The organism is Paenibacillus sp. JT22N7, from assembly GCF_059383875.1.
In genome coordinates, this window is record NZ_JBXENY010000009.1 from 303,995 (window position 1) to 317,610 (window position 13,616).

The 13,616-nt window shown below is 51.2% G+C and carries 13 protein-coding genes; 6 read left to right on the forward strand and 7 right to left on the reverse strand.

Translation table 11 applies throughout. The features are described 5' to 3' along the window. Nucleotides 1-72 precede the first annotated feature (72 nt). From AC50Y5_RS24035 to AC50Y5_RS24045, 3 genes are all read right to left on the reverse strand, one after another. The gene (locus AC50Y5_RS24035; RefSeq protein ID WP_056038444.1) at nucleotides 73-1,134 is read right to left on the reverse strand and encodes a response regulator transcription factor; all 1,062 of its coding nucleotides are present in this window, start codon (nucleotides 1,132-1,134) and stop codon (nucleotides 73-75) included. Then, nucleotides 1,127-2,953 (reverse strand): sensor histidine kinase, encoded by a 1,827-nt coding sequence (locus AC50Y5_RS24040; RefSeq protein ID WP_494863995.1) that lies wholly within the window; start codon nucleotides 2,951-2,953, stop codon nucleotides 1,127-1,129. The genes AC50Y5_RS24035 and AC50Y5_RS24040 overlap by 8 nt, the downstream gene beginning before the upstream one ends. Before the next feature lie 94 nt (nucleotides 2,954-3,047). Then, the gene (locus tag AC50Y5_RS24045) at nucleotides 3,048-4,388 is read right to left on the reverse strand and encodes a glycoside hydrolase family 30 protein (protein WP_494863996.1); all 1,341 of its coding nucleotides are present in this window, start codon (nucleotides 4,386-4,388) and stop codon (nucleotides 3,048-3,050) included. A gap of 133 nt (nucleotides 4,389-4,521) precedes the next feature. On the opposite strand from AC50Y5_RS24045, the gene AC50Y5_RS24050 reads away from it, so the two are divergent. Beyond that, nucleotides 4,522-5,427: a helix-turn-helix domain-containing protein gene (locus tag AC50Y5_RS24050; RefSeq protein WP_494863997.1), complete on the forward strand. Its 906-nt coding sequence runs from the start codon at nucleotides 4,522-4,524 to the stop codon at nucleotides 5,425-5,427. 459 nt (nucleotides 5,428-5,886) lie between these two features. Here the strand turns inward: AC50Y5_RS24050 and AC50Y5_RS24055 are convergent, their stop codons facing one another. Genes AC50Y5_RS24055 through AC50Y5_RS24065 form a run of 3 tightly spaced genes read right to left on the reverse strand, consistent with a single transcriptional unit; the run spans nucleotide 5,887 to nucleotide 8,077 of the window. After that, complete coding sequence (locus AC50Y5_RS24055; RefSeq protein WP_494863998.1) at nucleotides 5,887-6,903, reverse strand: Gfo/Idh/MocA family protein; 1,017 nt, start codon at nucleotides 6,901-6,903, stop codon at nucleotides 5,887-5,889. Beyond that, nucleotides 6,900-7,670 (reverse strand): sugar phosphate isomerase/epimerase family protein, encoded by a 771-nt coding sequence (locus AC50Y5_RS24060; RefSeq protein WP_494863999.1) that lies wholly within the window; start codon nucleotides 7,668-7,670, stop codon nucleotides 6,900-6,902. The genes AC50Y5_RS24055 and AC50Y5_RS24060 overlap by 4 nt, the downstream gene beginning before the upstream one ends. 50 nt (nucleotides 7,671-7,720) lie before the next feature. Continuing rightward, on the reverse strand, nucleotides 7,721-8,077 hold the full coding sequence (locus AC50Y5_RS24065; protein ID WP_056038461.1) for a cupin domain-containing protein: 357 nt from the start codon (nucleotides 8,075-8,077) through the stop codon (nucleotides 7,721-7,723). 176 nt (nucleotides 8,078-8,253) lie between these two features. Between AC50Y5_RS24065 and AC50Y5_RS24070 the strand changes: the two genes are divergently transcribed. Beyond that, entirely contained in the window at nucleotides 8,254-8,808 is a 555-nt protein-coding gene (locus AC50Y5_RS24070) for a helix-turn-helix domain-containing protein (RefSeq protein ID WP_056038465.1), read from the forward strand. Between the two features lie 56 nt (nucleotides 8,809-8,864). Then, entirely contained in the window at nucleotides 8,865-9,839 is a 975-nt protein-coding gene (locus tag AC50Y5_RS24075) for an aldo/keto reductase family protein (protein WP_494864000.1), read from the forward strand. Between the two features lie 182 nt (nucleotides 9,840-10,021). Here AC50Y5_RS24075 and AC50Y5_RS24080 read toward each other — a convergent pair whose 3' ends face one another. Then, complete coding sequence (locus tag AC50Y5_RS24080) at nucleotides 10,022-11,236, reverse strand: MFS transporter (protein WP_056038469.1); 1,215 nt, start codon at nucleotides 11,234-11,236, stop codon at nucleotides 10,022-10,024. A gap of 231 nt (nucleotides 11,237-11,467) precedes the next feature. Here AC50Y5_RS24080 and AC50Y5_RS24085 point away from each other — a divergent pair, with 231 nt between their 5' ends. From AC50Y5_RS24085 to AC50Y5_RS24095, 3 genes are read left to right on the forward strand one after another with little or no spacing between them, the layout of a single operon-like run. Beyond that, the gene (locus tag AC50Y5_RS24085) at nucleotides 11,468-11,839 is read left to right on the forward strand and encodes a YhjD family protein (protein WP_056038472.1); all 372 of its coding nucleotides are present in this window, start codon (nucleotides 11,468-11,470) and stop codon (nucleotides 11,837-11,839) included. Then, on the forward strand, nucleotides 11,836-13,104 hold the full coding sequence (locus AC50Y5_RS24090) for a DNA polymerase IV (protein WP_494864001.1): 1,269 nt from the start codon (nucleotides 11,836-11,838) through the stop codon (nucleotides 13,102-13,104). The genes AC50Y5_RS24085 and AC50Y5_RS24090 overlap by 4 nt, the downstream gene beginning before the upstream one ends. Then, nucleotides 13,101-13,592, forward strand: a complete 492-nt coding sequence (locus tag AC50Y5_RS24095) for a YhjD family protein (RefSeq protein ID WP_494864002.1) — start codon at nucleotides 13,101-13,103, stop codon at nucleotides 13,590-13,592. The genes AC50Y5_RS24090 and AC50Y5_RS24095 overlap by 4 nt, the downstream gene beginning before the upstream one ends. Nucleotides 13,593-13,616: the final 24 nt, after the last annotated feature.

Consider the following 13,616-nt stretch of genomic DNA (forward strand, 5'->3'; position numbering starts at 1 on the left):
GACTGTTCACTTGGACATTTTTAAACCAAGTTAAAGATTGTCCAATCTGTCCAACCTGTCCACTTAATCGCATTAATTCTCGCTGCCACGACGCATTTCTCCTGGGGCAATGCCGAAATGCTTTTTAAACACGCGATAAAAATACGTTACATCTTCATAGCCTGCCATTTCCGCGACTGTTTTAATCGGCAATTTTTCATCAAGCAGCCACTCCCGCGCCTTATCCATGCGAAGCTGCAAAATATAATCGGTCATATTGCAGCCATATTCCTGCTTAAACGTTTTACTCAAGTACTCCTTGCTAACGAAAAAAGCGCGAGCTACCTGCTCCAGGGAAATCGGCTCGGCAAACCGCGCCTCCATATACTGCCTAACCTCGTCCAAATTAAGCCGTTTCTTGAATTTCCGCTGCTGAATCAGCTGCTCCAGCGCCTCCTCATAGCGGGCAGTCAGAAAAGCGGCTGCATTCGCGCTTGAGGCGAGCTCCGCCCCGTCTCTTGCGCCATCCATCGCATTTGCCTCCAATGAATTAGCCAGCAGCAGCTCCTTCAGCATGAGCAGCAGCTCTTGGATAATGCGCTCCAGCAGCTGCGGCTTGCCAGCACCACTGCTATCCATCTCTCTCTCCAGCTCCCCGAACAGCTCCTGCATGCCTTCGCGGTCCAGCTCATTGAACCGGGCACGCAGCCGCTGCTTCATCGATGTCAGCGACAGCAGCCATTCGAGATCCAGCGTCAGCATGCGCCGGCTCTCCGCCGCCGCCGCGATCCCCGCTGCACATTTTGAGAGCACTGCGTTCAGCTCTTTCGGATCAATCGGCTTCAGCAAATAATCTACAGCCTGGCAGCGAATCGCATGCTGCATGTATTTGAAGTCATCATAGCCGCTAATGACGACAATTTGAATATGAGGCAGGCGTTCATGCAGCTCATTCAGCAGCTTCACACCATCCATGCCCGGCATCCGCATATCGGTAATGATGAGCTGTGGCATATGCTTCTCAGCGAGCCGCAGCGCCTCTTCGCCATCCTCCGCCTCGGCGACAATTTCCATCTCATATTCCGGCCAGCGGCCGAATGTGCGAACGATGTCTCGTCCCCAGCTTTCATCATCGACCAGCATTACTTTAATCATGCAGTTCTCCCCCTTGCCTCTCACCAGGAATATGAATGGTTATGCGCGTGCCAACCCCGACTTCACTGTCGATCGCCAAGCCATACGCTTTGCCAAAATGCATTTGCAGCCTTGAGGCCACATTGCCCAGCCCAATCCGCTCCCCGTGTGTCCAAACCTGCCCATCCGCATAGCTGAGCCTTTGGCGAACTTCCCGAAGCCGCTCAGCGCCAATCCCTACTCCATTGTCACTGATTGTAATGGTTACTCCTGCTAATGCTAATGCCCCAACTCCGCCTTCCGCTTCTGCGATGCTGGCTTGAGCTACCTTTACGCTCAGCTCCCAGCCTCCGGCCTGCGAATCGAGTCCGTGCATAAATGCATTTTCCACGATGGGCTGCAGCGTCAGCTTCGGAATGCGGCTTTGCAGCAGCCGCTCGTCCACCTCCAGGCTGTATTGCAGCCGCGACTGAAACCGCTGCTGCTGAATGACCATGTAATTGTTCATATGCTCCAGCTCCTGCTTCAGCGTAGCAAGGTCATCTGGCTCGCGAATGACATAACGGAACATTTCGCTAAGCGAGCGAATCGTTTCATAGCTTTCAGCGGGCTTTTTGGAAAAGAGCATGCTGCCGATCATTTGCAGCGTATTTTGCAAAAAATGCGGATTGATCTGCGCCTGCAGCGCCTTGAGCTCCGCTGTCTTTTTTTCCAAATTCATGCTGTATTCGCTCTTAATATGCTCCCTAATTCGATGAGACATATTGTAAAGCTTCGTCTCCAGCAAGCCAATTTCATCCATGCGTCCACTCAGCGGCTTATCTCCCTGTCTGATAAGGTTCAGCCCTTGCATGGAGCGCGCAAGCAGCACAATCGGCGTTGCTGTACGCCAGGCAAGCAGCACGGCAATTAAAATCGCGGCGGCAACCGTTATCGTGCCAATCAATATCCCATAATGCATCGTCGCTTGCGCGCTTTGGTTAATCGCGCTCAGTGGAATAATTTTAATGAGCTTTAGCTTCATGGGATCAATCGTATTGTAAAATACATATTCATCCCCCTGTCGCTCATAGCCAGGCTCTGTACCGCCCTTCACGATTTTCGCAACCTGCTCGGCCGAAAGGGCGTCGCTGCCCATTTGGTACAAAATTTCTCCATCCGGTCCTGCAATAATCACGGTTTGGTCATTGGCCGGATTAAGCAGCGACAGCGTCTGGTCGAGAATGGCCCAGCGCACCTCCAGCGTAATACCGCCAAGAATTTCACGGTTTTCAAACCGGTTAATGCTCCGTATCAGTTGAAAACGGTCGCCTTCCGGACTGTTTTGAATCATAAAATCCTTGCGCTGATTAAACAGTTCATTATAAGGCACAGGTACGCGGTCTAGCGTTTTAATTTGATTTTGAGACGCATTCATCGTGAACAGCTTGCCGCTTCTTTTCAAATAAAGCTCAATGCCCGATATATAATGATTGCCCGAATAAAAAAGCGAGGCCATTGCATCCTCAATGTTGCGCTGTGCCGAAAACTGGCTGGACAGGCCCGATTCCTCCTCGCTGGCAATGTATTCATTCAGGTTCGGGTTAATGAGGACGGAATATAAAACGCTGTTCATTTGCGAAAACTGCTCCCCGAGATAAATGCTCGTCCACTTCATATTGGATACATTCGTCCCAATAAGCTCGGTCTCCATCGATTGGCGGTTATTGTCCACGGCAAGCGCAGTTACCGCTATAATCGGCAGCACCGATACAACCACCATAATGAAAATCAGCTTATTGCGAATGCTGCGCCGGAACGGGTGCAAAATCGCCCGATATATTTTAGACAACAGCCTCATTGCTCTTCCCTCCCTGCTTTTTACTTTCAATAACGACAAAACAAACGCCATGCTTAAGCGCAAAGGCGTTTGTTCATTGAATTTATATTATATACTAAGACAGCACAATCGTATGGAAAGATTCCGGCTCCAGCTCGAATACATGCTCCGCTTCGCCATCGAACAGCCTAAGCTCTCTTGTATCGGTATACGGATTCGTAATTACTACGACCCGCGAGCCGTCTTCGCGCTTGAAAGCAATGGAATGGCCGCTCCACGGGCCTTCCAGCCCGATACGCTTCGAGCCCGGTGCCACAAAATGGCTGAAATGCTTCATCACGTAATATTCCGGATTGTTCATAGCCCGCTTCGTATCCGGCTCTATTGTAATCATGGCATTTTGCTCCCAGCCCCATGTGCTGCGCCCTTTCGGCTCCAGCGCCATATTCCAATAAATGTAGCTGTTCACGCCATTGCTGAAATAATGCTGGTACAGATGAAACACATATTTGGCATACGCCCACGTGTTTTTGCCATCCCCGCATTCATTCTCCGTCTGCATATAACGCAGCTCCGGATAGCTCTGCGACGTCCGGGCTATCGCATATTTGCCTGCCCACTGATAGCCGACGCCTTTAATATATTTATAAGCTTCGGGGTCGCTCAGCACAAGACCCGCATAAGCGTCATAATCGTTCGTCGTCCCTTTCATCAGCTCCAGCCATGGATCGGGCGCATTGATCGTTCCAAGCCAAATTTCCGTATCCAGCCCATGCTGTTCAAAAGTAGGTCCTAAATAATCGCGGATGAACTCCTTAAGCTGCTCGCCCGTCCATACGCAGGAAGGAAACTTCTGATCGGCTACGACTTCATTTTGCACATGGACCTGATGAATCGTAATGCCTTCCTCTTGGTAGGCCTGAACGAATTTGACGAAATACAGCGCATAGGCTTCGAGAATTTCCTTCTCCCAGCGCAGCGTTCCGTAGTTATAAGCCTTCGGCGTCTTCATCCACGTCGGCGGGCTCCATGGCGAAGCGAACAGCTTCAGCTCCGGATTAAGCGCCAATGCTTCTTTTATATAAGGAATCAAATACTTGCGGTCGCGTTCAATGGAAAAATGCGCCATCGCCACGTCGCCGTCCGTTTCGTTCAAGCTGTACCACTCCAGCGCATAGTCGCTGGCGCCGATAGGCAGGCGGCAAATGCTGAAGCGCTGCTCGCCTTCCGGGTGGAACAGCTCGTGCATGACTGCCGCGCGTTCTTCCTCCGTTAAGTGGCTCAGTGCAGTAAAGCCCAGCTCATTGAAGCAGCCGCCAAAGCCCTCTACTGTTTGGTATGCGCTTTCAGTTATTGCCAAGTTAGATAGAGCAGGTGAAAAGGTGCGTGTTTGTGTGCTTTTCTCCGTCCAGCTCGCTGTTTGTGTGCTTGAAAACCATTTTGCCGTTTGTCCCATATCGACACACCCCTATCGTTTCATCACTTTTGCTTATTGCTTTAGCTTGCCCTCTTAGTATAAATTAAATAGAATAAATCGCCGATTGTCCAAACAACGTGAAATTTACCCAAATCAAAGGTGGTTCTGCCTAATGGATCATGAAGTGACACTTTCGCCGTGGATTCAAAATGTGCGCTTTCTGCCCGCTATCGACTGGAACATTAAGTTTTTTGGCGCGCATGAACAGCGTGTAGACAAGCATTGGCAGATGCCGCTGGAATCCCATATCGGCTTTGAAATGATTTTTATTCAGGAGGGCGCGCAGGAGACGGTCATTGGCGAAAGCAAATATCAGCTGGGCGCCGGCGACTTTCTGCTTATTCCGCCCGGCTTTAAGCATAAGAGCCGCTGCATTTCGGAGGAAGGCATGGCTTATTTTTGCGCCCACTTTAATGTGGACGATCCGGCTTTTCGCCAAGAAATGATTCGGAGTGGCCGCCTGCTGTTCCCTGCCGGAAGCGCGGATCATGAGCGGCTGCTGCCTATTTTGAAGCAATGGATTGCGATGCTTAGGCGGGGAGGCGGCTATACGACGGCGGATCGCTTTCGGCTGCAGGCGGATTTGTTTGAGTTGTTTGGGCTATTAGTGGGCACGATCTGTTTGCCGGAGGAGGAGATGGCAGCTATGCCGCCAGCGTCGGTGCAATATGCCAAAGCGATTGCCGAGGCGATCAAGGGGAATTTTGACCCGCATAAGCTTCCAGGCGAGCCTGCGGCGGAGAGCGCTTTTTCTATTGAAGAGATTATGCGCTCACTCGGCATCAGCCCGGGCTATGGGCTTGAGGTGTTTCGCAAAGTGTATGGCCTGTCGCCACGTCAGTTTTTATCTGAGCTCAAGCTGCAGGAGGCTAAGGTGCTCATTCGCCAGCCGGAGCTGTCGCTGAAGGAAATCGCTGTGCGTCTGGGCTACTCCCAGCTGTCGCATTTCAGCAGGCAATTCAAACGCTGGACCGGGATGAGCCCGCTCCATTACCGCCAGCAGCATTTTCAGCTGTAAAGGTTCACCCTCGAAAATGCGATTAGCCTACGTGTTTTGCCAGCGCGGATAGGCTCTCTAATAGGACCTCTCCTTTTTGGAGGACTGAGGTTCCGCTATTTTAGCTTTTTTTGTGATTTAAGTATGTAGGCGGACAGGAGATCCTTTATTGGTCTCATTATCTCGGCAAAATAGTGATTGGGGGACCATTAGCGGCTTCTGTGTCCGCGAGGCATCTCCATGACCGTTTACTTGAGTAAATAGCGGATTTGGTGTCCGCCAAAATAGGGGCCATCGAATCAACGCTCGAAGAGCCTAGAATATGAAATAAGGCGCAAAATTTTCGCTGCTGCGAAAATCCTGCGCCTTATTTATTTTTCTTAATTGATTACAATTGTACAAAGCTCCTTAGATGTATTCTTGCAGCTCTTGCAGCTCTTGCAGCTCTTGCAGCTCTTGCACTTGCAAGCTCTACCCGTTCTACCCTAGCAGTCCTTCCTGAAAGGCAACAACCTGATTATTCTTTGCCGACTCGTACGCGCCATCCAGCAATGAAACCGTATGCAAATTGTCAAACGCGCTATTTTCGGCTTCTACTCCCGTTTCCAGCCAGACGAGCAGCTGATTGAGGCCGTCAAATATCGCCTCCTCTATCGGCAGCGCATGCTCCCATGTCTGCACAGGCTGCGGGTTCCAGTTCGGCTCCCCGCTCGGTTCGCGGCGATACAATCCGATCGTATTGGACGTCGTGCTGAGCACGCCTTCACTGCCAAGCACAACGAGATCATTTTTATGAAACGGACTGGAGAAGCTTTGGGTAAAATGGGCGCGCACGCCGTTCTCAAACGTCATCAGCACGGTCGCATCCGTCTCCCCTAAACAATCGACCGCCTCCGAGGAGTAGGCGCTGCAATAAATGGAAGCCGCCTTGGCACCCGCGATTCGGCGCATACCGTCAAACCAATGAATCGCCATGACGGACAAGGCATGACGCTCCGTGTGTACTCGCCAGCCTGCATCCTGCCGATAAAACAAGGAATCAAATTGAATCGACTCCAGCTTGCCAATTGCGCCTGACTTGACCAAATTGCGAATAAAATCAAATTGATGATGCTTGCGAAAATTTTGATTAATGCATACCGGAACGTTCAGCTGCTTTGCAAGCTCCGCTATTTGCTGGGCCTCGGCAAACGTGTCGGCGAAAGGCTTTTCCAGAAACACCGGAATGCCTGCTTCCAGCAGCGGCCGCATGATGCTTCCGCGTATCGTCGAAGGTGTACAGACTACTGCGGCATCTAGCCCGCTATGCGCCAGCATTTCCGCAAGGTCCGTGTATCTCCCCGCAATGCCGAACTCATCTGCCCGCTCCTGAACGGCCGCTTCGCTTGGGTCGCAAATCGCAACGACTTCCACGCGATCCTGATGATTGGCATAACCTCTCAAATGCAGCCGCGTGACAGCCCCCGCGCCGACAAATCCAATTTTATATTTTTTCATTCCGCCACTCTCCCAACACCTGATTTCATGAACGGCAAGCATTGCTGCATGCCCGTCACTATCTCACCGCCGCTTTCCTCATCCGCCGACATCCAGCCCGCATAGCCTATCCGCTTCACTTCCGCCATAATCGGCTGAAAATCAATCGAGCCCTCTCCTAATATCCGATATTCGCCAGCCGCAAAATCCTTCATATGAAAATTATTGATAAATGGCGCAAAGCTGCGAATGACCTCCGCCACATCGGAAATGCCCGACTTCACCAGATGCGCCGTATCGACCGTCAGTCCAACCCCGTCCTCCGGCCGCAGCTCGCTGAAAAATATATCAAAGTCCGCCCGGTGCATCACCGGCTGATCATAATGATGATGCAGCGACAGCTTGAGTCCGCTGTCTTGCGCCTCCTTGCCCAGCTCCGCGAACAGACGCGCAAAGCCAGCAATAGCTTCCTTTTCCAGCCCCGTCCTTGGGACGCTGTGGCAGTAGACAATTAGCTCCGTGCCCACCTGCTTCCCAAAGCGGAAAATACGGCGCAGCTCCTCCTTGCTATCGTCGCTAAGCAGCGTACCTCCCGTAATAAGCGCGGATGCGAGGCCCGGCGGCTGTCCCCAGCGTTCCATAAACCGCTCCGGCTCCTGCACGTGAGGCATATATTGATTCCATTTGAGCTGCAAACCCTCGTAGCCTGCCGCCTGATAGCCATGAATTAATGCCTTCTCTTCCTCTGCCCCTGCCGTTGGCCGGGAAAAAGCATACCGGATTCCCACTTATCGTCCTCCCTGCTTATACTAGGTCGCCCAACGCTCGAATGGCCGCCCTATTCGCCCACCGTCTGCCGATCGACTGCGGAATACGCAATGATCATCCGGCACGGCTCCCAGCCGGTTACCTTGGCATGATGCAACACATTTTGCGGAATGCGCAGTGCCATGCCTGGCTTCAGATGATACGTTTCATCCCCCAGCGAATGCTCGCATTCGCCCGACAGCACAAAAATAATTTCCTCGCAGTTCGGGTGCCGATGGCGTCCATTTTCCTGGCCTGCATTAATGTAAACCTGCCCAAATGTCATTTGGCCCGCAGGATCAATTTCTTGGCCGTACAACCACGATATTTTGCCCCAGCCCATATCCAGCACATGCTGCTCCTCATTCAAATCCGCCGCTTTGACCATTTTGTCCCTCCCTGTTTCGTCTATCCTTCAATGCTTCAAGCACTTAGCTTAAGATGATTGCAGGTTTATTTTAATTCAACTAAGTTGAATTATCAACAACTTTATTGAATCGTTTTCAACTCGGTCCTTTTATGATACGATAGAAAACAAGTATGACAAATAAAGGTGTGTGACTGATGAGCCTCGGCAAAAGAATCCGGCTGATCCGCATGGAACAGAAGCGGACGCAGGAAGAAATCGCAAAACAGTGCGGCTTTACGAAGAGTCTCCTGTCCAAAATTGAAAACGATCTATCCGCTCCTCCGGTTGCGACACTGATGAAAATTGCCGGAGCTTTAGGCGTCCGCGTGTCCGACCTGATTGAAGAGCAGAGCGCCAATGCGACCGTGTTCAATTCTAGCCTGCAGTACAGCGATAAAGACAGCTGGCTCCGGACAGACAGAGGGTATTCCTTCTACGCGTTTGCCAGCGAGCGCAGAGACAAGCTCGTCCAGCCTTATTTGATTACGGCCCGCAAAGGCGAGGTCAAGCCGCACGGCTTCTCCCATGAGGGCGAGGAATTTATTTATATGATCAGCGGCGAGATGACGTATAAGGTTGGTGCGACTGAATATTCGCTGCATCCGGGGGATACGCTTTATTTCAATTCGCTGGAGGAGCATCTCCTCTGCCCCGTATCGGACGAAGTGACGTACATGGCTATCTTTACGCAAAAATCACTGGAGCAATAACGGCTGCGGCCAGAGATGAGCATTTACTTTTTCAACGAAAGCGGAGGAATCAGGGTATGAAATACAGACGCATCGGTTCAAGCGGCATTAAAGTAAGCGAAATCGGTCTTGGAAGCTGGCTCACTTATGGAACAGCTACCGAGCAGCAAGCGGCTGACGCTTGCATTCAGCAAGCCTTTGAAAGCGGAATCAATTTCTTCGACACTTCCAATGCCTATAACCGCGGCGAAGGCGAGCGGGCGCTTGGTTCTGCCCTGCGGCCATTCGAGCGCGCAAGCTACGTGCTTTCGACGAAGGTCTTTTTCAATATGGGTGACGGCCCCAATGACGGCGGCTTATCGCGCAAGCATATTATGGAGCAGTGCGATGCCAGCTTGAAACGTCTGGGCACAGACTATATTGATATTTATTTTTGCCATCGCTATGATCAAAATGCTCCGCTGGAAGAGACGCTGCGGGCGCTGGACGATTTGACCGCGCAGGGCAAAATTTTGTATTCCGCTGTCTCCGAATGGAGCGCCGCTCAAATCGCCGATGCGACTGGCATTGCGAAGCGGCTGAATTTGCGCCCACTTATTTCCAACCAGCCGATCTACAATATGTTTGAGCGATATATTGAGCAAGAGGTCATCCCTGTCAGCGAGCGGGAAGGCATCGGCCAGATCGTCTTTTCGCCGCTGGCGCAAGGCATCCTGACCGGAAAATATAGAAAAGGCCAGCAACTGCCTACAGATAGCCGCGCTGCCAATGATTCGATCAACCATGTGCTGAAAAGCTATTTGCGCGACGATGTGCTTGACTGCGTAGAACAGCTTGACGGGCTGGCTAGCCAGCTTGGCGTCTCCATTTCCCAGCTGGCGCTGGCTTGGGTACTGCGCTTGCCGGGCATCAGCTCCGCGCTGATTGGCGCGAGCCGTCCGCAGCAAATCGTCGAAAACGTCAAAGCTGTCGAGCTTGAGCTTTCCGCAGATGTGATTCAGGAAATCGAAGGCATTTTGGAGCAAGTGAAGCATTTCGCGCCGCTTAGGTAGTAGCTGCGGGTGCTAAATTCTGCATCTTGCTGTCTATTTTCAATGAAAGAACCCCTCTCCTTGATCGAGCAGCGTTCGGCTTGCCGGAACTGCTATAGCTCAGGAGAGGGGCTTTTTTTCGCCTAAAAGCTAGAAAATATCGTGTTTGATCCTCATTCTAGCCCCGCCGCAAGCTTCGGCGCTTAACGGTCAGGATCGATTCCTTTTGTTTCTTTACCTAGGAAAGCAACCGCCAGCGCACCGCATACGATCGCCACAAAGAAAATGATGAACACCGTTTGAATCGATGTGCCGCCCGCCACGAGCATCCCTACCATGTAAGGGCCGATGATGCCGCCGATCCGGCCGAAGGAGGCAGCAAAACCTGCTCCCGTTGCCCGAACCGCCGTCGGATATTGCTCCGGCGTGTAAGCGTACATCGCTCCCCAAGCGCCAAGGTTGAAGAAGGACAGGCAAGCTCCGGCAGCAAGCAGCATGCCTTCTGTCGTCGCGCTGCCGAACCAGATGGCACTTACCGCCGTCAGCAGCAAATAGGTGACCAGCACAAATTTGCGTCCCAGCTTCTCGATGAAATAGGCCGCCGTAAAATAGCCCGGAAGCTGCGCAAGTGTAATGAGCAGCACATATTGAAAGCTTTTGACCAGTCCGAAGCCTTTCAGCACCATGACGGTCGGCAGCCACAGAAACATGCCGTAATATGAGAAGACGACCGTCAGCCATAGCAGCCACAGCATAATGGTCGAGCGGCGATGCTTCGGTGACCAAATCGCCGCAAGCCGCTGGCGCAGCGGCAAAACGTTCCCCTTTTGCGCCACATAACGCGGTGAATCCTCAATGGCTCTGCGCAAATACAGCGCGTACAGCGCCGGAACTGCTCCAATAATAAACGCCGCTCGCCAGCCATAGGCCGGTATAACAAAATACGAGACGAGCGCAGCGACAATCCAGCCGCCTGCCCAGAAGCTTTCCAGCAGCACGATCGCTCTGCCTCTATCCTTCACGGGAACCGACTCGGATACGAGCGTCGAAGCGACGGGCAGCTCGCCGCCAAGTCCAAAGCCGCCAGCGAAACGCAGCAGGCACAGCACGGTAAAGGTGCCCGCCAGCGCCGACAAGCCGCTTGCTGCCGAGAAAATGAGCAGCGTCCATAGCAAAATCGTCCGGCGTCCGTAGCGGTCCGCAAGCGCACCCGCCGCTGCCGCGCCCACCGCCATGCCAATGGAATTAATTGCAGTCAGCTGTCCGATCTGCTCGGTGCCAAGCCCCCATTCTACGCTTAGCGCAGCCACGATAAAGGACAGCATGCCGACGTCCATCGCGTCAAACATCCAGCTGAGCCCAGCGCTGAACAGCAATTTGCGTTGTTTTTTGTCTTGCAGCAGTGATGCCTGTTTCATTTTGTTCTAACTCCTTATGTAAGCATGTGATTTATTCATCATCGCATCTTCTGACCTTTTGGACAAGCTTCATTATTATAACCGCCCCCGCAAAACGCTAGCCTCCTGCCACTTCCCGAAGCAAAGCCCAAGCTGGTCGAAATTACCTGTTCAAGAAACCTTGCATAGAGAACATACATTCGGTATATAATACAGAATACGAATAAACGTTCGCGTCATGGTGGTGTAGCTATGAGTGTCCATTCAATCATCGAAACGGAAGAGGATCTGCAAATTATTAAAAAGTTTACCTTGCTGCCGATTCTTCTCGATATGCTAGCTAGAGACATCAACGAATTAAAAATGCATCGAAATAAAATCATTTATAACCATATCCTTTTTTATCTCAATGAAATGGAGCAAAGCATCTATCTTGAACTGCAAAGCATTAAGAAAAAGATGAGACAGCGGAACATTAAAGCGTTAAACACCGAGATGAATGCACGGGGGGTCCATGTTGAATATAAAGTTCGCGGTTATATCCACCATTTCACCATGCTGAGAAGCTTAGTGAAAGCCGAGCTAATGACCATGCTGATGAATATGCGGAGGCGGTTGGAATGAGGGAAACAGCTGAAAGAGTTATATTGCTCGCAGATTGTCAAAGTTTTTACGCAAGTATTGAAAAAGCCAATCATCCGGAGTGTAAAAATAAACCCGTTGTTGTAGCCGGCTCTGTTGAGCGCCGCTCAGGCATTATTTTAGCGGCTTGCCCCATTGCCAAGCAATACGGCATCACGACAGCCGAACGGCTTGGAATCGCGTTAAATAAATGCCCGGAGCTCGTCGTCCTGCGTCCCCGCATGCAGCATTATATCGATGCCTCCCTGATGATTACGGGCATTTATGAGGAGTTTACGAATCTGGTTGAAATCTTTAGCATTGATGAGCAGTTTCTGGACATTACGGCAAGCCTCCCTCTTTTCGGAGACCCTGTTACGATAGCTAAAGCCCTTCAACAGAAGGTTCTCCTGCAAACAGGCGTATGGATAAGGGTAGGCATAAGCTCCAATAAAATGCTCGCTAAAATGGCGACTGACATCTGGGCAAAAAAGAATGAGGACGGCATCTTTACGCTGCCTAAAGCAGAACTCGAAGCTTTGCTGTGGCCGCAGCCGGTCCATAAAATGTTTGGGGTCGGCTCACGCATGACCACCCATTTCACCCGTCTTGGCATGCATACAATAGGCGATATTGCCAAAACGCCTCTGCCGCGTCTTAAGGACCAGTTTCGCTTTCGCTTTGGCAAGCAATCCGATATTCATGCCGAGGTGCTGTGGCGAACGGCCAACGGCATCGATGATAGCCCGGTTACGCCTGGAACATTCAACAACCCGCCAAAATCGGTTGGCCATATGATGACTTTGCCAAGAGATTATATGGAGCCATGGGAGGTAGATACCGTTTTATTAGAGCTGACCGAGGAGGTTTGCCGCGATTGCCGCCGCAAAAAATATATGGGCCATGTCGTTACGGTCAACTGCATGTGCAGCCCCTACGAAGCGCCCACCGGATTTTCGCGCCAAATGAAGCTGCTGGACCCCACTAACCATACCAAAACGGTTTTTGAAGCGGTGAAGCAGCTGTTTTATAAATTTTGGGATGGCATGCCTGTGCGCCGGGTCGGTGTGACCATCAGCCAGCTCATGGACGATCAAAACTATCAGCTCACCCTCTTTGAGGATCAGATTAAGCTTAGAGCGCTGGAGAAAGTGACAGACGGCATCAAAAATCGATACGGAAGCACCGCAATTGTAAGAGCTTCATCCCTTACTGCCGCAGGGCAAGCAGCAGATAGGTCTATAAAAATCGGGGGGCACTACAAATGAGTAAAAAACTTGAAAAGAACGGGCTCTGGGAATCTAGCCGAATGATGCTTCCGCAGCATAAGGAGGCTTTTCAGAACAGGTTCCAAAAGCAAGCACTTCAGCCTGTTCGTCCAACAGCGGAAGAAATCCATATGATGAAGGATTATGTGCTGCTGCCGATGATGCATGCGATCATCGTCAAAAAAGCCCGCGAGGCAGAGCAATCCTCAGAAACGCTAAGACTGCTCTATTCTAAAGCGGCCCAATTGCTGGCTAGAAATGTTCATGATGACTTAAACCGATTAAAGAAAGGATTGACGGAGAAAAGCATCCGCGTTTTTGAAGAGGAGATAAATCATCAAGAGGCCCGTTACCGCTATATTTGCCGGGAATATGAAGATCATTTCACCATCACCAGAGACTACATGCGTGCCGAGATAAGCATTCGAATAGGACGTTATGTGGACGGTCTTGTGGCAACCGTGACCGGTGTTGAAAGGACGAATTGATTTATCACACTTCAATACACGAAG

Coding starts and splice junctions, on each gene's coding strand:
- AC50Y5_RS24075 (WP_494864000.1), top strand. CDS start 8,865: ATGAAATACAGACGCATCGGTTCAAGCGGCATTAAAGTAAGCGAAATC.
- AC50Y5_RS24055 (WP_494863998.1), bottom strand. CDS start 6,903: ATGAAAAAATATAAAATTGGATTTGTCGGCGCGGGGGCTGTCACGCGG.
- AC50Y5_RS24070 (WP_056038465.1), top strand. CDS start 8,254: ATGAGCCTCGGCAAAAGAATCCGGCTGATCCGCATGGAACAGAAGCGG.
- AC50Y5_RS24095 (WP_494864002.1), top strand. CDS start 13,101: ATGAGTAAAAAACTTGAAAAGAACGGGCTCTGGGAATCTAGCCGAATG.
- AC50Y5_RS24035 (WP_056038444.1), bottom strand. CDS start 1,134: ATGATTAAAGTAATGCTGGTCGATGATGAAAGCTGGGGACGAGACATC.
- AC50Y5_RS24040 (WP_494863995.1), bottom strand. CDS start 2,953: ATGAGGCTGTTGTCTAAAATATATCGGGCGATTTTGCACCCGTTCCGG.
- AC50Y5_RS24085 (WP_056038472.1), top strand. CDS start 11,468: ATGAGTGTCCATTCAATCATCGAAACGGAAGAGGATCTGCAAATTATT.
- AC50Y5_RS24050 (WP_494863997.1), top strand. CDS start 4,522: ATGGATCATGAAGTGACACTTTCGCCGTGGATTCAAAATGTGCGCTTT.
- AC50Y5_RS24045 (WP_494863996.1), bottom strand. CDS start 4,388: ATGGGACAAACGGCAAAATGGTTTTCAAGCACACAAACAGCGAGCTGG.
- AC50Y5_RS24065 (WP_056038461.1), bottom strand. CDS start 8,077: ATGGTCAAAGCGGCGGATTTGAATGAGGAGCAGCATGTGCTGGATATG.
- AC50Y5_RS24080 (WP_056038469.1), bottom strand. CDS start 11,236: ATGAAACAGGCATCACTGCTGCAAGACAAAAAACAACGCAAATTGCTG.
- AC50Y5_RS24090 (WP_494864001.1), top strand. CDS start 11,836: ATGAGGGAAACAGCTGAAAGAGTTATATTGCTCGCAGATTGTCAAAGT.